General features: G+C 67.1%; 22 protein-coding genes. 9 read left to right on the top strand and 13 right to left on the bottom strand.

Translation table 11 applies throughout. The features are described 5' to 3' along the window. The coding region (locus OKW78_RS11460; RefSeq protein WP_281195298.1) for a RimK/LysX family protein at positions 1-1,330 on the bottom strand (1,330 nt) is incomplete at its 3' end. Between the two features lie 130 nt (positions 1,331-1,460). Here OKW78_RS11460 and OKW78_RS11465 point away from each other — a divergent pair. Next, on the top strand, positions 1,461-2,486 hold the full coding sequence (locus OKW78_RS11465) for a succinylglutamate desuccinylase/aspartoacylase family protein (protein ID WP_281195299.1): 1,026 nt from the start codon (positions 1,461-1,463) through the stop codon (positions 2,484-2,486). 180 nt (positions 2,487-2,666) lie between these two features. Continuing rightward, entirely contained in the window at positions 2,667-3,338 is a 672-nt protein-coding gene (locus tag OKW78_RS11470; protein WP_281195300.1) for a hypothetical protein, read from the top strand. Positions 3,339-3,390: 52 nt separating this feature from the next. On the opposite strand, the gene OKW78_RS11475 is transcribed toward OKW78_RS11470, so the two are convergent. Beyond that, the gene (locus tag OKW78_RS11475) at positions 3,391-3,873 is read right to left on the bottom strand and encodes a hypothetical protein (RefSeq protein WP_281195301.1); all 483 of its coding nucleotides are present in this window, start codon (positions 3,871-3,873) and stop codon (positions 3,391-3,393) included. 116 nt (positions 3,874-3,989) lie between these two features. Between OKW78_RS11475 and OKW78_RS11480 the strand changes: the two genes are divergently transcribed. Continuing rightward, positions 3,990-4,841, top strand: a complete 852-nt coding sequence (locus OKW78_RS11480) for a TatD family hydrolase (RefSeq protein WP_281195302.1) — start codon at positions 3,990-3,992, stop codon at positions 4,839-4,841. 84 nt (positions 4,842-4,925) lie between these two features. After that, a complete protein-coding gene (locus OKW78_RS11485; protein ID WP_281195303.1) occupies positions 4,926-5,504 on the top strand; it encodes a DUF2150 family protein in 579 nt (192 codons plus the stop codon). Positions 5,505-5,620: 116 nt separating this feature from the next. On the opposite strand, the gene OKW78_RS11490 is transcribed toward OKW78_RS11485, so the two are convergent. The 3 genes from OKW78_RS11490 to OKW78_RS11500 form a co-directional block, all read right to left on the bottom strand. Continuing rightward, the gene (locus OKW78_RS11490; protein ID WP_281195304.1) at positions 5,621-6,505 is read right to left on the bottom strand and encodes a DUF63 family protein; all 885 of its coding nucleotides are present in this window, start codon (positions 6,503-6,505) and stop codon (positions 5,621-5,623) included. Then, entirely contained in the window at positions 6,502-6,951 is a 450-nt protein-coding gene (locus OKW78_RS11495; RefSeq protein WP_122106075.1) for a universal stress protein, read from the bottom strand. The genes OKW78_RS11490 and OKW78_RS11495 overlap by 4 nt, the downstream gene beginning before the upstream one ends. 104 nt (positions 6,952-7,055) lie before the next feature. Beyond that, on the bottom strand, positions 7,056-7,985 hold the full coding sequence (locus OKW78_RS11500; protein ID WP_281195305.1) for a DNA adenine methylase: 930 nt from the start codon (positions 7,983-7,985) through the stop codon (positions 7,056-7,058). A 116-nt stretch (positions 7,986-8,101) separates the two neighbouring features. On the opposite strand from OKW78_RS11500, the gene OKW78_RS11505 reads away from it, so the two are divergent. Continuing rightward, positions 8,102-8,359 (top strand): hypothetical protein, encoded by a 258-nt coding sequence (locus OKW78_RS11505; RefSeq protein ID WP_281195306.1) that lies wholly within the window; start codon positions 8,102-8,104, stop codon positions 8,357-8,359. 37 nt (positions 8,360-8,396) lie between these two features. Here OKW78_RS11505 and OKW78_RS11510 read toward each other — a convergent pair whose 3' ends face one another. The 7 genes from OKW78_RS11510 to OKW78_RS11540 form a co-directional block, all read right to left on the bottom strand. Beyond that, the gene (locus OKW78_RS11510) at positions 8,397-8,642 is read right to left on the bottom strand and encodes a hypothetical protein (RefSeq protein ID WP_281195308.1); all 246 of its coding nucleotides are present in this window, start codon (positions 8,640-8,642) and stop codon (positions 8,397-8,399) included. Continuing rightward, positions 8,639-10,630, bottom strand: a complete 1,992-nt coding sequence (locus OKW78_RS11515; protein WP_281195309.1) for a TRAP transporter fused permease subunit — start codon at positions 10,628-10,630, stop codon at positions 8,639-8,641. The genes OKW78_RS11510 and OKW78_RS11515 overlap by 4 nt, the downstream gene beginning before the upstream one ends. A gap of 74 nt (positions 10,631-10,704) precedes the next feature. Next, the gene (locus tag OKW78_RS11520) at positions 10,705-11,817 is read right to left on the bottom strand and encodes a TAXI family TRAP transporter solute-binding subunit (RefSeq protein ID WP_281195310.1); all 1,113 of its coding nucleotides are present in this window, start codon (positions 11,815-11,817) and stop codon (positions 10,705-10,707) included. Between the two features lie 259 nt (positions 11,818-12,076). Beyond that, positions 12,077-12,505 carry a universal stress protein gene (locus tag OKW78_RS11525; RefSeq protein WP_281195311.1) on the bottom strand — a complete coding sequence of 143 codons (429 nt, stop codon included), beginning with the start codon at positions 12,503-12,505 and terminating at the stop codon, positions 12,077-12,079. 105 nt (positions 12,506-12,610) lie between these two features. Then, positions 12,611-13,432, bottom strand: coding sequence for a fumarylacetoacetate hydrolase family protein (locus OKW78_RS11530; RefSeq protein ID WP_281195312.1), 822 nt, complete (start codon positions 13,430-13,432; stop codon positions 12,611-12,613). Between the two features lie 19 nt (positions 13,433-13,451). After that, positions 13,452-13,799, bottom strand: coding sequence for a cupin domain-containing protein (locus OKW78_RS11535; RefSeq protein ID WP_122106067.1), 348 nt, complete (start codon positions 13,797-13,799; stop codon positions 13,452-13,454). A gap of 152 nt (positions 13,800-13,951) precedes the next feature. Next, positions 13,952-15,253 (bottom strand): DUF362 domain-containing protein, encoded by a 1,302-nt coding sequence (locus OKW78_RS11540; RefSeq protein ID WP_281195313.1) that lies wholly within the window; start codon positions 15,251-15,253, stop codon positions 13,952-13,954. A 157-nt stretch (positions 15,254-15,410) separates the two neighbouring features. Here OKW78_RS11540 and OKW78_RS11545 point away from each other — a divergent pair, with 157 nt between their 5' ends. From OKW78_RS11545 to OKW78_RS11560, 4 genes are all read left to right on the top strand, one after another. Beyond that, on the top strand, positions 15,411-16,517 hold the full coding sequence (locus OKW78_RS11545) for a mandelate racemase/muconate lactonizing enzyme family protein (RefSeq protein WP_281195314.1): 1,107 nt from the start codon (positions 15,411-15,413) through the stop codon (positions 16,515-16,517). Continuing rightward, positions 16,514-17,731, top strand: a complete 1,218-nt coding sequence (locus OKW78_RS11550) for a mandelate racemase/muconate lactonizing enzyme family protein (protein WP_281195315.1) — start codon at positions 16,514-16,516, stop codon at positions 17,729-17,731. Before OKW78_RS11545 ends, OKW78_RS11550 begins: the two co-directional genes overlap by 4 nt. A 141-nt stretch (positions 17,732-17,872) precedes the next feature. Continuing rightward, on the top strand, positions 17,873-19,033 hold the full coding sequence (locus OKW78_RS11555) for an acyl-CoA dehydrogenase family protein (protein WP_281195316.1): 1,161 nt from the start codon (positions 17,873-17,875) through the stop codon (positions 19,031-19,033). A 228-nt stretch (positions 19,034-19,261) separates the two neighbouring features. Next, positions 19,262-19,768, top strand: coding sequence for a low molecular weight phosphatase family protein (locus tag OKW78_RS11560; RefSeq protein ID WP_281195317.1), 507 nt, complete (start codon positions 19,262-19,264; stop codon positions 19,766-19,768). 320 nt (positions 19,769-20,088) lie between these two features. Here the strand turns inward: OKW78_RS11560 and OKW78_RS11565 are convergent, their stop codons facing one another. After that, positions 20,089-21,060, bottom strand: coding sequence for a D-2-hydroxyacid dehydrogenase (locus OKW78_RS11565; protein ID WP_281195318.1), 972 nt, complete (start codon positions 21,058-21,060; stop codon positions 20,089-20,091). Positions 21,061-21,105 lie beyond the last annotated feature (45 nt).

Genomic DNA, 21,105 nt, shown 5'->3' on the forward strand with positions numbered 1-21,105 from the left:
CGTCCTCGCCGCGTTCGGTCTCTTCGACGTCGGCGCGTTTCCGGACGTTGACTCGGTAGTCGCTGAGGATGTCGCGGCCGAGCAACAGCGGGTACTCCATGTGTCCGCGGTCCTCGACGCTCGCGGTGACGGTGTGTTGGTTGCCGCCGATGCCGATCACGAGGTCGACGACGGGGCGGGCCTTCCCGCCCTTGACGCTTCCCGACTTCACCCGGGTCATGCTCTTTATCGGTCCCGCGCCGATCTCCGCGGCCAACGAGGTGTCGATGCTGGTCCTGGTCGCGCCCGTGTCGGACTTCGCGAACGCCTGGACCGACCCGGAGGTTCCGGTGGCGACGACCTCCTCGATGTAGCCGATGACCGGCGGTTCGGTCGGTCGCGGCTGCGGCTTCGGTGCACACGAGGGACGGGAGTCGTCGAGCGTGCCCGCGAGCCGTTTCACGTCGTCGTCGTCGACCTCGCCGTCGACGGTCTCGATAGCGAGCTTCGCGATGTGGGGCGCGGGGCTCGTGCCGGTCGCCTCGAAGAGCCCCTTGAACCCCGCGGTCGGATTGACTTCGAGGACGTACCAGCCGTCGTATCCCTCGACGAGGTCGACGCCGGCGTAGTCGAGGCCCATCACCTCCGCGGCGTACAGCGCGGTGTCGGCGGCCTCCTCGGGCATGTCGTCGGTGGCGTCCTCGACCGCGCCGCCGAGCGCGACGTTCGTCCGCCAGTCTCCCTCGGGCGCGTAGCGGTACATCGACCCGACGATCTCGTCGCCGACGATGTACACCCGGAGGTCGCGGTGTTTCTCGTCGTCGCGGTCGATGAGTTGCTGGAGGAACGCCTGGCGGTTGCCCACTTTCGGGTTCACGCGCTCGGTGAGGTCGACCTTCCACGTGCCGCCGCCGTGGGTCCCGATCGCGGTCTTGTAGACGCCGACCTCGCCGAAGCGCTCGCGGTCCTCGTTGAGTCGGTCGTTCGAGAGTGCGAGCAGGGCGTCGGGCACGCGGATGTTCCAGTCGGCGAGCGTCGCCGCGGTGGCGAACTTGTGGATCGACGCGAGCACCGCGTTCGGCTCGTTCAACATCGGCCGGATCCGCTCGAAGGTGGCCGCGAGCCCGAGCAGCTCCGCGGGCTGGTCCGTGTTCGACAACAGGAGGCGGTTCGCGATCACGTCGACGGCGGGCTCGACCGACACGTCTCCGTCCTCGACGCTTATCGCCGCGTTCTCCTCGCGGAGCCACACCGGCTCGTGTCCGAGGTCCTCGACCGCGTTGCAGATCGCCTTCGTCTCCTTGCTGTTGTGTAACGACAACACCCCGACCCGTACCGGATCCGTTTTCATGGAGATGAGTGTGACGGCCGGGATGAAAACTGGTCCGATCGTTTCACGATTCCGACGGAACCATCAGCGGATCGATGGGTTTCGCCCCCGTGGCGTCACGTATATACCCCGCCCCCGGCTCGCGTGTGACATGGGAAGCGACCGGGCGTTCACGTACAACGGCGGCGCGGTCCCGCCCGGCGAGACACAGAACATCCGTTACGGGATAAGCGAGACGTACCTCGGCGACCCCGTCCGCATCCCGGTGACGATCGTCAACGGCGAGCGCGACGGACCGACCGCGTTCCTCTCGGCGGCCTCCCACGGCGACGAGCTCAACGGGATCGAGGTCGTCCGCGAGGTCGCACACGAGTGGGACCTCTCGGATCTCGCCGGTACGCTCGTCTGTCTCCCGGTCCTCAACGTCCCCGGCTTCCTCGCCCAACAGCGGTACCTTCCCGTCTACGACCGGGACTTGAATCGGTCGTTCCCCGGCAAGCCCGGCTCGACGAGCTCGAAACGGATGGCCCACCGGATCTACTCGAACTTCGTCGAGCCGTGTGACTTCGGGATCGACTTCCACACCTCGACGCGGGGCCGCACGAACATGCTTCACGCCCGCGGCGACATGACCGACGAGGGGGTCTACCGCCTCGCGATGGCGTTCGGCTCGAGCGTGATAATCGACAGCGACGGCCCGAGCGGAACCCTCCGCGGGGAGGCGACCGCCGACGGAATTCCGACGGTCACCGTCGAGATGGGCGAGGCACACCGGTTCCAGCGCCGCCTCATCGACGACGCGCTCGCCGGCGTCCGATCCGTGTTCGCGGAGTACGGAATGCTCGAGACGGAGGCGGTCCGCTGGCCCGGCTGGCGCACGGTCGTCGCCGGTTCCGGCGAGAAGACGTGGCTCCGGGCCGACTCCGGCGGGATCGTCGACGTTCACCACGAGAGCGGGTCGTTGGTCCACGAGGGCGAGCGGATCGCGACGATCACCAATCCGTTCAAGGAGGACGCGGTCGGCGTGAAGGCACCCTTCACCGGGCTGTTGATCGGCGTTCTCGAGAATCCCGTCGTCTATCCCGGGAACCCGCTCTGTCACCTCGTCGAGGTCGACGAGTCGACGGAGCGAGTCCTCGAATCCGAAGGGTCGTCGACTTCGACGAGTCCACGCTGACCGTACGACCCCGCCGCCTCCGCCGCCCCCACCGTCTCCGCCGCCCCTCCCGTCTCCGCCGCCCCCGACCGTGCGACACTCGTATCGGTCCGACGAAACGATCGGTATTACCCGCTGGGGTACGAAGGGACATCCAGAACTAATGACCGGACCCATCGAGACGCTCGGAGGGGGAAGACGGTGAACCCCAACCGGGTCGATTTCGTCGTCGATCTGGCGTACGGCCTCATGATCTTCGTCGCCGTCGTCCTCTTTTCGGTCGTCGGCAACCAGGTCGGGATCGCCTTCGGGCTCGGCGTGCTCATCTCGTACGCCATCCACGTCTTCTGGAAGATGGCTCGATTCGACCCCGAATGGATGACACAGGAGGTCACGGAGAACGTCGAGGAGACGCTGAAGACCGAGGTCGACGCGGTCATCGAACGCCTCGAGGAGGTGAACGAGCGCGTCGACCGCCGTCCCCGCGCCGACGAGGTCGAGGAGGCGGTCGACGAGAGCGTCGGAAAGGTGTCCGAGGACGTCGAGAAGACCGTCGAGGAGACCGTGGGTGAGACGGTGGAGAAGACCGTGGGCGAGACCGTCGAGAAGACCGTCGAAGAACAAGTCGGCGAGACGGTGGAGGAAACGATGGAGGGGACCGTCGAGGAGACGGTGGAGGAGACGGTCGAGGAAACGGTTGAAGAGACGGTCGAGAAAACCGTTGAGGAGACGGTCGAAGAAACGGTGGGTGACACCGTCGAGGAGACCGTGGAGAAACGGATCGACGAGGTCGTAGACGACGATGACGACGATGAGACGGGTGACGATGCTGACGGCGACGACGATGCTAGCGACGAGACGGGCGACCGCTAACGGCTATCCTCCACGGGCTCGCCTTCGGTCCGACCCCGCGCCGGTCGAGTGATCAGAACCGGTCGTCGGCCGCGACCGCGACCGCGACCGCCGCGACGACGGCGAGAAACCCGACGAGGAACCCGACCGGCTGAACGACGACGCGTTGCGTGACCACGGAACCGGGCTCGCGCTCGACGGATCGGGTCCAGAACTCGTAGTGCGTCCCGCCGTGGGCGACGACGAGCAGCCCGTCGCCGAGCGTCGGCGCTCGAGGGTAGGACAACGACTCGATCCGCTCGTCGGAGTCCTCGACGGTGAATCCGGCCTCGGACGACTCCCGTGCTCGATCGAAGGCCTCGCGGGCGTCCGCGGAGAGTTCGCTCCGATCGATCACGTCCGATTCCCCATAGCTAGGGGTCTCCGGTCCGACCGGCTGGACCGCGTGGGCGTAGACGGTCGTCGTCTCCGCGGTCGCAACCGGGAGGTACAGCGGGTTCGCCATCAGCAGGCCGCCGACGGCGAGGAGGGCCAGGACGGTGGCGGGCCGGGACATGGGATGGATATCGGCGGGCCGCGACAAGAGGGTTTCCGCCCGAGGACGGACTCCGCCCGGCGGCACGGCCGCGATCGTACGGAACGTCTATCCGATCCGAACCCGCGATCCGAGACATGACCGTCGACCTCGACACGCCGGTGCTCGACGACCACCTCCACCTCGATCCCCGACACGGACGCGGCATCGACGCCGTCGACGACTTCGTTCGCCTCGGCGGTACCCACCTCCTCGTCGTCAACAAGCCCTCGTGGCTCCTCGGCGTCGAGGTGGAGGAGCCCGAGGACTTTCGACCCGTCTTCGAGGAGACGATCGACGCCGTCGCCGACGCGACCGAGGCGCTTCCCGGGCGGGCGTGGCCCGTCCTCGGCGTCCATCCGGGGCTCGTGAGCCGACTGGTCGACGACCGCGGCTTCACGCCCGGGGAGGCGCGAGAGTTGATGTGCGGCGGCATCGACGCCGCGAGCGAGTACGTCGAGGACGGCCGTGCGCTGGCGCTGAAGTCCGGTCGCCCCCACTACGACGTGAGCGACGCGGTGTGGGACGCCTCGAACGCGGTGACCCGACACGCGTTCGAGCGGGCCGCCGCGGTCGGCTGCGCGGTCCAGCTCCACACCGAGGCGAGCGAGGACCTCACCGACCTCGCGGCCGTCGCCGAGTCGGTCGGGCTCGACCCGGACAGGGTGGTGAAACACTACGCGGCCGGGCGGCTCGCGGGCCCGACCCCGAGCGTGATGAGCGAGAAGGACAGACTCGAGCGCGCCGCGGAGTCGGGCGAGCCGTTCCTGATGGAGACGGACTTCGTCGACGACCCCGACAGGCCGGGGATGGTGCTCGGCCCGAAGACCGTTCCGCGGCGGGTTCGCTGGCTGCTCGAATCGGGATACGAGGAGGCCGTCCGGCGCGCACACGTCGAGACGCCCGCCGCGGTGTACGGGATCGACACCGAGGCGACGTTGGACGACTGAGAGCAGTTCTCAGGCGGATGTGACGGCGTCTCTCGGGGGCACAGATAAGAAAGGCCTTTGAGTAGTCCGGGTGAGGTATGGGGTATGACCGAGGACGAGGCGGTTGAGACGTTCTACTCCGAGGAGCGCTGGCAGAACTGGCTCGACAGGCTCGCCGACGAGGAGCTCGATCCGGAAAACGAGGACTCCGCGCGGCTGCTCTTGAACCTCCAGGACGACGCCGCGATCGCGGTCGCGAAGGTCCTCGCGGCGCTGGAGGAGGACCGGATCGACGAGGACCGCGCGGTCGAGGAGATCCGGGACGTCAGCGACATCGTCCTCGCGGAGGTCTCCTTCGACGACGAGGACAAGACCATGCTCATCGACGGCGTCCAGACCTCGCTCGTCCCCGTCTTCTACGCCGCGGAGGAGTTCGTCGTCGGCGGCGTCGTCGAGGGCGACGTCGACGAGTTCGTCCACGCGGCCGCCGACGCCGAGGCCGACGAGGACCTCGACGCCGCGTTGGGGTACGTCGTCCAGGCCGGAACCCGCGTGATCGACGGCGAGCGTCTCGACATGGACCTCGTCGAGGAACTGGAGTACGGGCTCGTCTCCGAGTGGGTCAACGGCCTCGACTCGCTCCAGTCCGCCATCGAGGACCCCGAGGTCGTCGAGGAGGACTGAGCCGCCGCGATTCCCACGCGATCGAGCCACTCGGAGCCGTCTCGTTTTCCCTCGGCGCTGATCGACTCAGCACGCGTCGACGATCCGTGACCGTCCCGTCAGTCGCGGTTTCGACCTCACGCGGCGATCGTGAACAGAAGCAGGTTGTGGGCGGCCGGGCCGAGTCCGACGGCGGCGACGAACCCTAAGAGGAGTAGCCCCTCCGCCGGCTCCTCGCGGACGTACGGGACGAAGAGCGAGACGACGGCGCTCGCGACCGCCAGCTTGACGAGGAGAAAGAGCCAGCCCGCGCCGAAAACCGGCACTGACGGGACGCCGCCCAGCTCGAGGATAACCCGTGAGAGCGGACTGCGCTCGCCGAAGCCGAGTTGCGTCACCCCGATCGCCGTCGAGACGCCGTCGAGCGCGTGTCCGTACACGGCGAGCGCGCCGACGCCCCCGGTCACGGCGATCCCCGGCTCGATCCGGCCGAGCGTTCGCCAGACGATCGCCGCGATCGGCGCCGATGCGAGCACCGCGGCCGCCGACCACGACGCCCCCGGTCCGGAGACGCCGGTGGCGACCGCGGCGGCGACCGCCGGCACGACGAGGAGCGTCCCGGCGGCGGCGACGACGACCGGGATGCGGTCGCCGTCGGCGACGGTCGAATCCGCGGCCAGCCAGGCCCCGCCCGCGAGCGCTCCCACCGTCAGGTACACGGTCGGCGACCCGCCGAACGGAGCGAGGAGGTCGGGGAGCGCACCCACGACGTACAGGACGTGAAGCGCGGATCCCAGAACGACCCACGGGATCAACGCGAGCACGTGTGCGGCGGTGACCGTGGGTCGGCGACGACGGATCGCGACCGCGACCACCCCGGCCGCGAGGAGGACGACGAGGAGGTACGGGAGCGGGGGAAGCGTCGTGCCCGCCGGGAGAAAGGGGAGATCGCCGAGCGTCGCGGGAACCGGGACGGTGGTCGTCGCGGAGAGGGTCGTCGCCGCCGAGCGCGTCGGGATCACACCGAGAGGACCGGCTGGCTCGCGTACAGCAGGACGTACTCCGCGGCCTTCTCGAGCACCTGTCCCGGTTCGCCGGTGACCGGCTCGCGGGGGACGACGATGAAGTCCGACTCGAGCTCCTCCGCGGTGTCGAGGACGACGCTCCCGGGATGGACCGTCTTCACCTCGGTGGAGAATCCGTACGCCATGGAGTTGCTGTGACCGATGCCGGCCGCCTCGGCGCGTTCCGCGACCGACTCGGTGAAGGCCGCGGTGTCCTCGGCGACGTCGCGCTCGTCTATCGAGCCGGACTCCAACGCCCGGACGACCTCCTCGTCGAGGACGTACAACGCGTGGACGCTCGCGCCGTACTCGCTCGCGATCCCGATCGCGTAATCGACGGCCTCGTGGGACGCCTCACTGCCGTCGACGGGCACGAGAACGAGGTCGATGTCGAGCTTCGTCATACCCGACCCGACGGCGGGGAAGGTCAAAAAGCCCGTCGAATGGTGGTGCTCGCCCGACTCATCGGTTTCGAGAGGGTCCGAGAGAGGGAGCGGCTTGAGGCGGCCTACCGGTCCTCGAACGTCGACAGCGCGCGTTGTCCGGCGTCGAGGCGGGCGGATTCTGGAACGTTCGTCGCGATCACCTCGTCGACCGCGTCCCGACCGTCGCCGTCGCTGTTGATCGCCCGGGTCGCGTCCACGGTGTCGACGTGGAAGCCGGCCTCGACGTACCGGTCGTACGTCACGCCGCTGTTCGAGACGATGACGCTCACGCCCCGGTCGTCGAGCGTCGTCGCGGCCTCGATCAGGCGTTCCTGGTCCTCGCGGTCGAACCCGTCCGCACTGTAGGACGTGAAATCGGCGGTGGGGCTCATCGGTTCGTACGGCGGATCGAAGTACACCAGATCGCCCGGATCGGCGGCCTCGAGGACGTACTCGAAGTCGCGATCGTACACCTCGACGTTCTCGAGTACCTCGCTCGCCCGGCGGATCCGGCCGCGTTTGACCCAGTCCGGGTCCGCGTATCGACCGATCGGGACGTTGAATCCGCCGTCGGCGTTCTCGCGGTAGAGCCCGTTATAGCAGGTGCGGTTCAGGTACACTAGGAGTGCGGCCTCCTCCAGAGGTTCGTACTCACCCGTGTACGGGCGGTCGTTGAACCGGGCGCGCTGCTGGTAGTAGTAGCTCTCCACCTCGCGGCCGCGCTGGGTCGTTTCCGCGTACGGGAGCGTCGGATCGGGGTCTGACTCGGGGTCCGCGAACGACTCCAGTCGCTCGATGAGCCGGTCGGGCTCGTCACGGACCCGCTCGTACAACGAGACGAGCCGCGGGTTGGCGTCGTTGATCGTGCCCGACTCGGGTTCGAGGTCGAAGAAGAGCGCCCCGCCGCCCACGAAGGGCTCGTGGTACCGGTCGAACGACTCGGGGAACCGCGCGTACAGCGCGTCGAGGAGCTGTCGTTTCCCGCCGGCCCACTTGAGTATCGGCTCGACCATGCGACATCGACCGTCGACTCCCGCCGGAAATAAACGTCCCGGGACCGCGCCCACCGACACTCCCGAGGACGCTACGAGGGGATACGTTCATATCGTCCGCCGACGTTCCTGACGTAATGACACGAACGATCAGGTTAAATCGGATCGGCAATGTCCTCTCGGAACTCGAATACCCCGTCGAGCCCTCGACCGTTGCGTCGGAGTGTGCGGACGTGACGGTCCGACTCGCGGACGGCGAGGTCAACCTCGGTGCGACCGTGAGCGGATCGGCCGCGGCCGAGTTCGCCTCCGCCGAGGAACTCAGGACGGAACTGATGAGTCTGCTTCCCCGACGGGCGGTCGGCGAGCCGTTCCAGTCCGACGGCGACGCCTGAGCGTTTCGAGCGGAGAACCGGCCGTTCCGCCCCGCCTTCAGATCGCCACGAGATTGTCCCCGATGAGGTAGAGATAGGCCCACCAGACGTAGCCGACGGCGAGGACTATCGCCGTGACCGCCTCGAGGACCCGGACGTAGGTGTCCCCGTGCGTCTCCCGGAACTCCTGGATCAACTCGATCCGTTTCCACACGGGCATGAGCGGCTCCGGAATTATCTCCTCCAGCCCGCCGACGTTCGACGTGTCGATCTGGTCCTCCGTGGAGTCCTTCGTCGAGCTCATTGGTTCACCCCCGACCCGAACGGCAGTTTCATTCCGCGGACCATCACCTTTTCCGCGACGAACACCGCAACGAACACCGCGATCCCCGCGAGCTTGACGGCGAGCATCGGATACGCCATGATCAGGACGCCGGTCACGGTCAATCCCGCTCTGGCGAGCGTGATCCGACCGATGGAGAGCTCGAACGGGTAGTTCAGGCCGTAGATGATCGCGATCGCGCCCATCATCACGAGCGCGCCGATGAACAGCGTGTTCCCGTCCGGCGACATCGATATCAGTCCCGGATTGTAGACGAACGCGACCGGTAACACGAAGAGCGGCGCGGCGATCTTCAGGGCGGCCCCGCAGGTCCGCCAGAAGTTCGCCTCCGCTATCCCGGCCGCGACCACCGCCGCGGTCGCCACCGGCGGCGTGATCCCGGCGAGGATCGCCGCGTAGAACATCGTGTAGTGGGCCGTCTCGCGCGCGATCCCGAAGTCGGAGACGAACGTCGGAACGATGAGGATGGCCACGATGACGTACGCGGCGACCGTCGGCATGCCGACGCCCATCACGATGGCGACCGCCATTCCGAGCAGCACGGCGAAGAGCAGGACGCCGCCCGAGAGGTTGATCATCAGGAGCGCGATCTTCGCGGGGACCCCGGTCGTCGAGAAGAGGTTCACGACGCCGCTCACCATCACGAGGATGATCGCGATCGGTGCGAGGATGATGGCTCCGCGACGGAAGCCGTGTATCGTGTTCTTGACCTGTGCGACGAACTCCCCGCCGAACGAGGTCTCCGAATCGTCGAAGAGCCGCTGTACCGGCGGCGTCAGAACGCCGGTGAAGACCATCGCGATGACGGTGTACAGCGCCGAGGTCATCACCGTGTACTGCGCGATGCCGAGGTAGTAGATCAGGACGCCGAACGGGATCCCGAACCGGAGTCCCTCGATGACCTTATCGGTCGAGGTCATCTCCTCGTCGAAGAACTCGGAGAACTCCATGTCCTGGTCGCTCGCGTCGCTGATCGCGGTGTAGTGGACCGCGATGGCGATGGAGGCGACCAGGATCGCGGCGGGAACGATCCCGGCGATGACGATGTTGAGGTACGCGACGCCGAGATACGACGCCATCACGAACGCGGACGCCCCCATCACCGGCGGGAGCACCTGGCCGGCGGTCGAGGCGACCGCCTCGATGCCGGCCGCACGGTGGCCCGCCATCCCGCTCTCCTTCATCGTCGGGATCGTGAACGACCCCGTCATCGCCGCGTTGGCGGTGTAGGAACCGTTGATCGAGCCGATGACCGCCGAGGAGAGCACGGCCGTCTGTGCCACGCCCGACCGGATCCGACCGGCCGCGACGATCGCGAGCCGGAGGATCAGATCGAACGCGCCGTACGCGAACAGCAGCCCCGCGTACAGGAGGAACGGCGCGATCCACGACGCGGTCAGCTGCGTGAGCGACCCGTAGAACCCGTACAGGTCGGTGACGAGGGCCTGGAGCAGCGTCAACTCGGTCATCCCCGCGTGTCCGAGGACGCCGGGAACGCTGTCCCCGAAGATCGCGTATATCATCACGCCGATGACGAGGCCCAAGAACAGGTTCCCGAACTCGCGCCAAGTGAGGTACAGAAGCGACACGATGACGAGTCGCGCCAGCATGTACTCGTGGGGCGTGGCGAACCCCTGTCGCAGTAGGTAGACCGTGTCGAAGTTCGCGAAGAAGTACGCCGACGCCGTGATCAACACGCCCGCCGACGGAAGCAGGACCAGGGCGTCGACCCAGCTTCCCGCCTCGAGCGACTCCTTCGTTTCGTTGAGCGCGTACACCGTCATGATGCCGCCGACGAAGATCACGCCGTACTTGACGGGAGACCACGTCTGCGTGTATATCCAGCCGAGCGCGATCGCCCAGAAGAGGACGGCGGCGAGCGTGACGGTGACGTCGAGGCCACGAACCCAACTCGACGGTCCGGTCGTGTGTTCCGCTTGTGTATCCATTTGTTGTATCGTATAGAAATGTAGTGTCGGTCGTCGGCTACGCGATCGAAGCGGGGGAGATCAACCCGGAGGCTTTACTCGCCTTCCTGAAGGCTGTCGTCCCACGCGTCGTTGTCCTGGTAGTACTGTACCGCGCCCGGGTGGACGGGGATCCGCTCCTGGGCGTACCCGAGCATGTCGGCTGCCGATTCGAAGTCGTTGAACTGGGCTTCGCCCTCGTTCACGACGTCGTTGTGCTCGTCGACGACGCGGCACAGCTCGTAGACTGCGTCGGCGTTGGCCTCGGGGTTGAACGTGTAGAGCACCTCGAGGTCCCAGGTGAACACTTCGTCGGTACCGATGTCCGTGTCCGCGATGGGCCAGTCGGCGTAGCTCGTGGTGGTCGTTCCCGCGCCGCCGAACGACTCCGCGGACTCGATGAGCGCGTCGGTCGGCTCGACGTAGTGGAGGTCGACACGAGAGGCCATCTCCTGGACGAATCCGGTGTACCGAACGCCGGGCGTCCCGTACGCGATGCTGGCGTCGATGGTCCCCTCCTCCATCGCACCGGGGGCGTCGCCGACGCCCATGTCCTGGATGTTCATCTCCTCGTAGACGTCCGCGGTCGGGTCCTGTGACCAGACGTCGAGAGTGGTTCCACGGGTCGAGTACCCCGGCTCCGCGGGGTAGACGTTCGCGCCCGCGAGGTCGTCGAACGTCTCGATGCCCGTGCCGTCACGAGCCACGATATAGATGCTGTACGGGAACGCCGAGAAGCCGTAGTACGGGATGCGCGACACCGGCTGCTCCGCGAACTGCCCCTGCTCGTCGAGCGCCTTGTTGAGCGAGTTGTTGTCGGTGATGCCGGCGTTGAACTGCTCCTGGGCCATCCGATAGATGGTTCCGATGTACCCCGGACTCTCGATCGTCGAGTACTCGAGGGTATCGCTCTCCTGGCTGACGGCCCGCTCGACCGCCAGACCGACGTCCTGGGTCCCGCCGGCGGACGTCCCGACACGAAGCTCGAGGCTCGCCTCGCTTCCGTCGTCGCCGGAGCCGTCGTCACCGCTGGAACCGTCGTCGCCGGAGCCGTCGTCACCGCTGGAACCGTCGTCGCCCCCGCCACCGCTACATCCGGCGAGACCGGTGATTCCGGCCGCAGCCGTGCCGTACAGGAACTTGCGTCTGTTTACGTCTTTGTCAACCATGTTCGAATATGATGATCACTTCGATGCATAATAATGTATCTGTTTGTTCCAATATCCATTGGTTAATCAGCAATACGGACACGAGAACGAGCGTTGACATCCGATCGGCGGTCCGTCCCGTTCCGATCGATTCGGTGACGTGATCCGATGACGGGATCCGATCGAACCGGAACGTTCCACGGATCCGGTCGAACGGTTCGTTGGACTGGAACGAAACTCGGCGAGCATGGCTCCCTCTCGACGTGAACGGGGAGGCGCGTTATTCCGTGAGGGCGACCGTCACGGGACAGTCCGCCGAGAGCATCACCGACTGGGTGGTGCTCCCGAACAGGACCTTTCCGGTTGGGCTCCGCCTGCGCCCGCCCATCACGATCCCGTCGGCGCCGATCTCGTCGGCGACGGCGAGTATTCGCTTCGTCACGTCGCCGTGTTCGCGGCGCTTCGAGACCGTCAGGCCCGCGGATTCGAGGCGTTCGACGACCGCGTCCACGCTCTCGGGGAAGTTCGTCTCGTCCCAGACGTCCTCGGAGTCCACCTTGCCGCCCTCCCCCGTGACGTCGAACTCCTCGAAGACGTTCACCACGACCGCCTCGACCGACTCGCCGGCGTTCGGGAGCGCGATCACGGCCTCCGCCGCGGCCATGGACCGTTCCGTGTCGTCTCCGACGGGGATGAGAACCCGATACATGTGGGTAAATGGCATGGGTTCCGGAATAAAGCTTCCTGCGGCGTCCGGGATCGGCGCCGTGGGCCGCCATCTCGTCACTGGCGTCGTGACGGTCGGACCGAACCGCTACCGCGTCACCGGCGCGTCGACCGCTCCGATCGATTCGACGACCGCGCGCACGTGATCGCCGGATTCGATGGGCGCGGCACCGGGGGTCCCGGTGCTGAACAGGTCGCCGGGTTCGAGCGTCATCACGCCCGAGTGGAACGAGACGATCTCCGCCGGCGGAAACAGCATGTTCCGGATCTCGTTTTCGGCCTCGACCTCGCCGTTGACCTCGGTCCGAACGGACAGCGACGACAGCTCGAGGGGTTCCTCGGGCACGACGATGGTCGACCCGGGAACGAGGAACGTGTCGAAGCTCTTCGCCCGGGTGAGGAACCGCGGGTTCCGCTGGAGGACGTCCTCGGCGGTCATGTCGATCACCGGCAGGTAGCCGGCGACGACGTCCTCGACGTCACCTTCCGGGACGTTCCGGCACGTCCGCCCCATCACGACCGCGAGTTCCGCCTCCGCGGTCACCCGGTCGCTCCGATCGGTCGGCGGCAACCGGATCGGGCCGCCGGGGCCGGTGAGCGCCGTCGACGGCTTCATGAAGCTCGCCGGCTCCTGGGGACGATCCTCGTCGAGGTCGCCGGCGTGTTCCTCGTAGTTGAGGCCGATCCCCCAGAGCTTGCCGAACCGCTCGAGCGGCGCGGCGAGCGTCAAGTCCGCCGCCGGGATCCGGCGGGCCGTCGCGTCGTCGACGTCCCCGAGCGTCCCGGCGGCCGCCCGCGGGAGCGCCTCGCGAACGCTTTCCAGGTCGGGCTCGACCGAACGAAGCGGCACGAAGCCGTCGTCGTCGCCGATCAGGGGCTCTCCCGTCGAGGTGCGTGCGAGGTACTTCATCGTGTTCGGTGGCTCCGGTTCATTCCTCACGGTCCGTCCAGAAGTCGAACGACCGTCCCGGCGCGAACACGTCGAGGCCGACCGCGCGCTCGTCGCCCGTGTTCTCGACCCGATGGGCCTCGTTCGACTCGAGCAACACCGAGTCGTTCGGGGCCAGCGTGACCGAGTCGTCCTCCGTCGCCACCGTGAGTTCGCCCTCGAGGCAGAGGCACACCTGCTCGTTCTCGTGGTCGTGCATCGGCGAGCTGTGTCCCGGCGGCTTCTCGAACCACTCGAAGGAGAACCGGTCGCTCCCCGCCATCGCGACCCGACGCCACCCCTCGTCCGGCTCGTACGTCTCGGCCTCGTCGAAGGCGACCGGCTTCATCGTGACTCCCCCGTCGATGCGTCCGCGGTGTCGCGCGTCTGTCGACCCATGATAGGGCCGAACACCACGTGAGTGATAACGTTTGCCGTCCCGGTCGATCGCGGGGATCACCACATTCGCCGACGGCCTCGGGTCGCCCCGTGTTTCGCGAGCTACGATTCCGGGATCCGCGCGGTTCCGTCCTCGAAGGCGACCGTGACGTCGCGGTCCCGTACCGTCGCCGCCTCGGGGAGGTCCTCGACGACCGCCTCCGAGACGTGGAGTTCCCCGAGGTCCTCGGTGTTCCGGATCCAGACGATCCGAACCGTCTCCGGGTCGTACCCGCCGAGGGCGGCGAGCGCGGTCCGGATCGCGAACTCGTCGTCCGGCGCGACCACCGGGAGCTTCGACTTCGCGAGCGACCCGCTCGTGAGCGCGTTCGCGTACGTCTTCCTCGTGTCCAGCTGGTCGATCGCCGCCTGCCGGGTGAGGTCCGCGAGCCCGATCCCGTTGCCGTTCCCCTTCGTCGCCTCGGTGAGCCCGCGCACGTAGATGAGGTCGATGTCGGGCGTCTCCGGGTCGGGCGCGTTGAGGACGCGGTAGCGACCGATCACGTTCGTGTCCATCCCCGCGCCCGAGATCTCCTTGCCGATCTCGTCGACGACGAGGAGATCGACCTCCTCGACGGGGAGCGTCGCCATCTCGTCGTAGGCGCGTTCCAGCAGCTCGGGCTCCCGATCGAGGAACGCTCCCGCCGGAACGGCCTCGACGTGGCCGAGTTCCTCCTCGAAGTTCTCGACGAGGGCGAGCCCGCCGAGGAGCGGCACCGCGGACTCGATGACGTCGAGGGCGGCCGTCAGCGTCTCGACGTACCCCTCGGCGATTGCCGTCGAGTGGAACGACTTCGCGCCGCGCTGCTTGCCGAGGCCGACGACGGTCATCTTCGCGAGCCCGCTCTCGATTTCCCCGCTGAAGTTGGTGTGTGCCTTCACGCGGTTCACCACCACGACGCCGTCGGCGTCGAGCGCCGCCGTCGAGAAGTACACCGGCACGTCGACGTCGCCGACCGTCACCGTCGCCAGCGTCTCCGCGTCCATCCGGGCGTCGATGGGGGCTCCGACGCCCTCCTCGTCGATCCCGAGCGCCGAGAGCACCTCCCGTTGTCCCTCCGGGGTCGCCCCGCCGTGGCTTCCCATCGCGGGCACGACGACGGGATCGTATCCCCGCGTCTCCGCCCAGTCGACGGCCGCGGCGGCGATCTCGTCGATCCGGTGGATCCCCCGGCTCCCGACGCCGATAGCGACGGTGTCGCCCGGATCCAGGTCGTCGTCGTCGAGCCGGTCGAGCTCCGCACGGGCCTCGCCCATCGGGTCCGCGAGCGTCTCGCCCGGCGGGTCGTACTCGATCCGCGCGAACGACGGGAGCGGCTGTGCGTCGATGAGGTGGTCGACGTCGCTTCGGTCGGGAAACTCCATGGGCGAACGCTCGTCGGCGAGACTGAAATACTGTTCGCGTGTCGCGGTCCGTTCGGTCCCCCATCGTCGAGACCGGGTCGTCGAGATCACGTGGTCGGGGACGGGTCGTACTTGCCCGTATACAGAATTATTTATCGCCGGGGTTACGCGGGCACCCATGGAGATAACAGAAGTCGAGTCGTTCCCGATCGAGCTCCCGTTGGAGTCGCCCGTCTCCTTCTCCAACCGGACGCTCACCTATCGGGACCACGCGATAACGTACGTTCGAACCGCCGACGGCCTCGAGGGTGTCGGCTACTCGCTGGGCTACGAGGGTGCCCACCTCGTCGCGGACGCGGTCGAGTCGATGCTCGAGCCGATCGTCGCGGGCGAGGACCCGCGGGACACCACCCGGCTCTGGCGCGAGATGTACGAGGGCAACGTCCAGATCGGGCGGATGGGCGTCATGTTGCGCGCCATCTCCACCGTCGACATGGCGCTGTGGGATCTGAAGGCGAAGGCCGCGGACCAGCCGCTGTACAAGCTGCTCGGCGGCAACAGCGAGTCGGTTCCCTCCTACGGCAGCGGCGGCTACTACCGCGACGAGAAGGGCCACGAGGCCCTGCGCGCGGAGGTGCGCCGCTACGTCGAGGAGGGTCACGGCGTGGTGAAGATGAAGGTCGGTCGGCTCTCGGTCGACGAGGAGGTCGAGCGCGTCGCCGCCGTCCGCGACGAGGTGGGGTCGGAAACGACCCTGCTCCTCGACGCCAATGGCGTCTGGGAGTCGACGACCGAGGCGGTCCGCGCCTGCCGCGCCTTCGAGCCGTACGACCCGTACTTCATCGAGGAGCCGGTGATGATAGACCGCGTGGAGACGATGGCGGAGGTGAACGACGCCATCGACTACCCGGTCGCCACCGGCGAACTCGAGGGGACCCGCCACAACTTCGCGCGGCTCCACGACACGGGCGCGTCGACGATCCTCCAGCCCGACGTGACCGTCTGCGGCGGGATCACGGAGTGGCTCCGGATCGCGAACTACGCCGCCGCCTACGACGTGCCGATCGCGCCCCACTACAACTGGAACATCCACACGTCGCTGCTCGGGGCGATCGACAACGGCCTCTGGATCGAGTACTTCTACCGCGACATGGACGTGAAGGCGTTCGACGACGTGGTCGCGGAGCCGCTCGCGCCCGGCGACGACGGCCGGATCGCGATGCCCACTGAGCCGGGTCACGGCGTGACGCTCGACGAGGACGCACTGGAGGAGTTCAGCGCATGAGGGACTTCTCCGATCGGATCGACGTTCGCGACGCGGACCGGGACGTCGAGATCACGAGCATCGACGCCTGCGTCGTCGAGGGTAACTTCGAGTGGAACCTGATCAAGGTGGAGACCGACGCCGGGGTCACCGGGATCGGCGAGTCGTATCGTGGCGGCGGGATCCCCGAACTCGTCGAGTACACGAACCGGTTCCTCGTGGGGGAGAACCCGCTCGACGTGGAGCGACTCGTTCGCTATATCTTCCAGGAGATGTCCGGCCACGGCGGCACCACCGGTAAGGTCGTCACCGCCGCGTCCGGCATCGAGGTCGCGCTTCTGGACGCCGCCGGAAAGATCCTCGATCTCCCCGTCTACCAGCTCCTCGGGTCGAAGTACCGCGACGAGGTCCGGCTCTACTGCGACTGTCACGCCGGCGAGGCGTACGCGGTCGAGGACGGCGCGACGGCCTACGCGGACGCCGAGGCGTACTCCCCGGAGGCGTACGCCGCCGAGGCGGCCCGCGTGGTCGACATGGGCTTTTCGGCGCTCAAGTTCGACCTCGACCTCCCCGCCGACAACGAGAACGACCCGTACAACGGGCGGCTGACGAACGCGGCCATCCGCGAGAAACGCGAGATCGTCGAGGCGGTACGCGAGGAGATCGGCTACGACGTCGACCTCGCGTTCGACTGCCACTGGGACTACTCCGTCGAAAGCGCCAAACGGCTGGCCTACGAGCTGGAGGAGTTCGACCTGATGTGGCTCGAGGACCTCGTCCCGCCGGAGAACATGGGCGCACAGAAGGAGGTGACGAAGGCCACGCGGACGCCGGTCGCGACCGGCGAGAACCGGTTCCGCGTGTTCGAGCTCTCGGACCTGATCTACGACCACGGCGTCGACGTCGTCACGCCCGACCCGACGACGGTCGGCGGGCTCCACGAGACGATGCGGATCGCCGACCGGGCCGAGGAGAACTACATGCCGATGTCGCCGCACAACGTCTGTAGCCCGGTCGGGACGATGGCCTGCGTCCACCTCGGCGCGGCGACCCCGAACTTCGATCTCCTGGAGTACCACGCGCTCGAGGTCGACTGGTGGGACGACCTCCTCGTCCGCGACGAGCCGCTGATCGACGAGGGCCGGATCGCGGTCCCCGAGGAGCCGGGGCTGGGGATCGAACTCGACATGGACGTCGTCGACGAACACCTCCTCGAGGGCACGACCGGGTTCTGAGGCTCGACTCGGCCGCCCCCTCGAGTCGTCGGCATCGTTCTCGACTCGTCGGCCTCCCCGAGACCGACGATCCGGAGCGTTTCCCCGACCGCGTCGTTCCGGGAAGTAGGGTTATTTATTCGTGGATACGTAACCCCGTACATGATCGATTATTTCGATTTGGAGGCATCACTCACCCAAGAGGAGCGACTGCTCGTCGACTCCGCGCGCTCGTTCGTCGAGGGGGAGGTCGACGACATGGGGGAACACTGGATCGAGGGCACATTCCCGACGGAGCTCATCCCGAAGATGGGCGAGATGGGGTTTTACGCGCCGAACCTCGAGGGATACGGTCTCCCGGGCGTGAGCGAGACCTCCTACGGGCTCCTGATGCGCGAGCTGGAGGCGTGTGACTCGGGGCTCCGCTCGATGGCGAGCGTCCAGGGCGCGCTCGTGATGTATCCGATCCACTCGTTCGGCAGCGACGAGCAGAAGGAGGAGTGGCTGCCCGCCCTCGGCGAGGGCGAGGCGGTCGGCTGTTTCGGCCTCACCGAGCCCGAACACGGGTCGAACCCCTCGGCGATGGAGACCCGCGCCGAGAAGGACGGCGACGAGTACGTCCTGAACGGCACGAAGACGTGGATCACGAACTCGCCGATCGCCGACGTCGCGCTCGTCTGGGCGAAGGACCACAGCGAGGAGGGGACGCCCGTCCGCGGGTTCCTCGTCGAGACGGACCGAGACGGCGTCACGACCAACAAGATCGACGAGAAGCTCAGTCTCCGCGCGTCGATCACCGGCGAGGTCAGCCTCCAGGACGCCCGGATACCCGAGGAGAACCGCCTACCCGGCGTCTCGGGGATGAAGGGGCCGCTGTCGTGTCTCACGCAGGCGCGGTACGGCATCGCGTGGGGCGCGGTCGGCGCGGCCCAGGACTGCTTCGAGACCGCCCGCGAGTACGCCACCGACCGCGAGCAGTTCGGGAGGCCCATCGGCGGCTTCCAACTCCAACAGCGCAAGCTCGCGGAGATGGCGACGCAGATCACGCTCGCGCAACTCCTCGCCCACCGGCTCGCCGAGCTCAAGGAGGCGGGCGAGATGCGCCCGCAACACGTCTCGATGGCCAAACGGAACAACGTCCGGACCGCCCGCGACCAGTCGCGGATCGCCCGCGAGATGCTCGGCGGCAACGGGATCACGGCCGACTACTCCCCGATGCGGCACATGGCCAACATGGAGACCGTCTACACGTACGAGGGAACCCACGACATCCACACGCTCATCCTCGGCGAGGACCTCACCGGACTCCAGGCGTACCAGTGAGATAACCGAACTGACGATCCGGCGTTCGGTGACCCCCGGATCGGTTGGCCGGATCCGATCGTTTTCGTGAACGTTCAGGGAGTCATGGAACGGTTGGCACACACCTGTCGTTCCGTGGGAATCGTTCAATACATGTGACAGACGTACCGCGTACTGCGCCGCTGACGATATATACCGATATATACGTCTCATAGTAATCGTCTTACCCGTACGAGAGGACGTCGTGCTATGATAGCAAACGACAGGATACGCCTCGATTTCATCTGCGTCCACAACGCGGGACGGAGTCAGATGGCAGCGGCCTTCGCGGAGCGTGAGCGCTCCGAACGGGGGTTAGAGGATCTCGTTGAGATACACTCGGGTGGAACGGACCCGGCTGACACCGTTCACGAGGAGGTCGTCGACGCGATGGCAGAGGTTGGAATCGACATCGCTGATCGGAACCCGAAGTGGGTTGCAGAACTCGAACAACTCGAAAACAGCGATTATCTGGTTACCATGGGATGCTCCATCATGCAATTCGACCCTGCGCAGTACGGCGTGAAATCCCACGAATGGGACGTCACTAATCCGGATGGACGGGACATGGAGATCGTCCGTGATGTCCGAGACGAGATCGAGGCCAAAGTGGAAACGCTGTTCGACGAGGTCGAACGCCTCGTTGAGGAGGAACGGACGAATACGGACTCCTCAGGCGGTCTCATCACCTCGATTCGAGACTCCCTGTCACTCTAACTGATTCCCCTCGATGGCCGAGACGTAGGTTCGTTCGACCGAGAGATCGGGGTGAGGAGTGATGAAACGATCAGCTCGTGAGGTGATCTATGACGTCCTCTCACACCTCCAAAGTCCCAGTCGCTCGGTTGTACTCGACCGCAGCGTGACTACGGTGAACACGATCAAAGCCCACCCGACCGCGACCGCTCCGCACCCCACGCCTCTCCAGCCTCATCGCTGGCGCAGTTCCGCGCCAGCGACTCCCTCGCGTTCCGGTCACGGGCCTTCGGCCCGCTCCCGGGCGCGCCCCCGCACCGTCATCGTATCCGCGACGTCGGTCAGGCGACCCGGTTTCGGAGGTCCTCGTACTCCCCCGTCTCGGCCACCCGCTCGACGTTGTCCACGAGCACGTCGGCCCGCCGCTCCCAGTACTTCGGGGTGTGACCGGAGACGTGCGGCGTGAGGAAGACGTTCTCGAAGCCCCAGAGCGGATGGTCCTCGGGGAGCGGCTCGGGGTCGGTGACGTCGAGGCCCGCCCCGTGGATCCCGTTGTTGCGTATCGCGGACACCAGCGCCTCGGTGTCGACGACGCCGCCGCGCGCGACGTTGACCACGACCGCGTCGTTCGGGAGCGCCTCGAACTCGTCCTCGCCGACCAGCCCCGCCGTCGTTTCGGTCAGCGGACACGAGAGGACGAGCACGTCGGTCCGAACCAGCGCCTCCGGGAGGTCGTCGTACCCGAGGACCTCGTCGGTGGGTCCGCCCTTCGAGGGAGTGTGTCGGACCCCGATCGTCTCCACGTCGAACCCCTCGAGTCGTTCGACGATCGTCTCGCCGATCGCGCCGAGGCCGACGACGGTGACGGTGCTCCCCGTCAGCTCGGTGAACGACTGGAACCGACGCCACTCGCGGCGTCGCTGTCGTCGGCGTCCCTCGTCGAGGCGGCGGACGAACGTCAGGATCCACCCGAGCACGTGTTCGGCGATGTTCGGTCCGTGGACGCCGGAGGCGTTCGTCACCGCGATCCCGCGTTCGGCGAGCTCCTCGAGCGGCAGGTGGTCGACGCCCGCGGCGTTACACGCGAACAGTTGCATGTCCTCCGCGACCCCCAGGTCCTCGTCGGTCAGACGCACTCCGGCGACGACGGGTGCCTCGGCGAGGTATCGACGCCGCTCCGCGTCGGTCCGAACCAGACGGACCGTGTGGTCGGGGAGTCGCTCGCGCAGGATCGAGACGTAGTCGGCGGCCGGGATCCCGTGTGCGTCGTGGTCGAGCACCGCGATGTCGGTGGTGGTCGGCTCCGCGTTCATCGTCCGGGGGTCGCCGCGGGGGGACAAAGTACCCGCGGTCGGAGC

It is taken from the genome of Halorubrum sp. F4, from assembly GCF_027257195.1.
Classification (GTDB): Archaea; Halobacteriota; Halobacteria; order Halobacteriales; family Haloferacaceae; genus Halorubrum.

Excerpts from the sequence above, each read along its gene's own strand:
- OKW78_RS11480 (WP_281195302.1), top strand. The coding sequence starts at position 3,990 with ATGACCGTCGACCTCGACACGCCGGTGCTCGACGACCACCTCCACCTC.
- OKW78_RS11485 (WP_281195303.1), top strand. The coding sequence starts at position 4,926 with ATGACCGAGGACGAGGCGGTTGAGACGTTCTACTCCGAGGAGCGCTGG.
- OKW78_RS11550 (WP_281195315.1), top strand. The coding sequence starts at position 16,514 with ATGAGGGACTTCTCCGATCGGATCGACGTTCGCGACGCGGACCGGGAC.
- OKW78_RS11555 (WP_281195316.1), top strand. The coding sequence starts at position 17,873 with ATGATCGATTATTTCGATTTGGAGGCATCACTCACCCAAGAGGAGCGA.
- OKW78_RS11500 (WP_281195305.1), bottom strand. The coding sequence starts at position 7,985 with ATGGTCGAGCCGATACTCAAGTGGGCCGGCGGGAAACGACAGCTCCTC.
- OKW78_RS11520 (WP_281195310.1), bottom strand. The coding sequence starts at position 11,817 with ATGGTTGACAAAGACGTAAACAGACGCAAGTTCCTGTACGGCACGGCT.
- OKW78_RS11545 (WP_281195314.1), top strand. The coding sequence starts at position 15,411 with ATGGAGATAACAGAAGTCGAGTCGTTCCCGATCGAGCTCCCGTTGGAG.
- OKW78_RS11495 (WP_122106075.1), bottom strand. The coding sequence starts at position 6,951 with ATGACGAAGCTCGACATCGACCTCGTTCTCGTGCCCGTCGACGGCAGT.
- OKW78_RS11530 (WP_281195312.1), bottom strand. The coding sequence starts at position 13,432 with ATGAAGTACCTCGCACGCACCTCGACGGGAGAGCCCCTGATCGGCGAC.
- OKW78_RS11475 (WP_281195301.1), bottom strand. The coding sequence starts at position 3,873 with ATGTCCCGGCCCGCCACCGTCCTGGCCCTCCTCGCCGTCGGCGGCCTG.
- OKW78_RS11525 (WP_281195311.1), bottom strand. The coding sequence starts at position 12,505 with ATGTATCGGGTTCTCATCCCCGTCGGAGACGACACGGAACGGTCCATG.
- OKW78_RS11505 (WP_281195306.1), top strand. The coding sequence starts at position 8,102 with ATGACACGAACGATCAGGTTAAATCGGATCGGCAATGTCCTCTCGGAA.
- OKW78_RS11535 (WP_122106067.1), bottom strand. The coding sequence starts at position 13,799 with ATGAAGCCGGTCGCCTTCGACGAGGCCGAGACGTACGAGCCGGACGAG.
- OKW78_RS11540 (WP_281195313.1), bottom strand. The coding sequence starts at position 15,253 with ATGGAGTTTCCCGACCGAAGCGACGTCGACCACCTCATCGACGCACAG.
- OKW78_RS11515 (WP_281195309.1), bottom strand. The coding sequence starts at position 10,630 with ATGGATACACAAGCGGAACACACGACCGGACCGTCGAGTTGGGTTCGT.
- OKW78_RS11565 (WP_281195318.1), bottom strand. The coding sequence starts at position 21,060 with ATGAACGCGGAGCCGACCACCACCGACATCGCGGTGCTCGACCACGAC.
- OKW78_RS11560 (WP_281195317.1), top strand. The coding sequence starts at position 19,262 with ATGATAGCAAACGACAGGATACGCCTCGATTTCATCTGCGTCCACAAC.
- OKW78_RS11465 (WP_281195299.1), top strand. The coding sequence starts at position 1,461 with ATGGGAAGCGACCGGGCGTTCACGTACAACGGCGGCGCGGTCCCGCCC.
- OKW78_RS11510 (WP_281195308.1), bottom strand. The coding sequence starts at position 8,642 with ATGAGCTCGACGAAGGACTCCACGGAGGACCAGATCGACACGTCGAAC.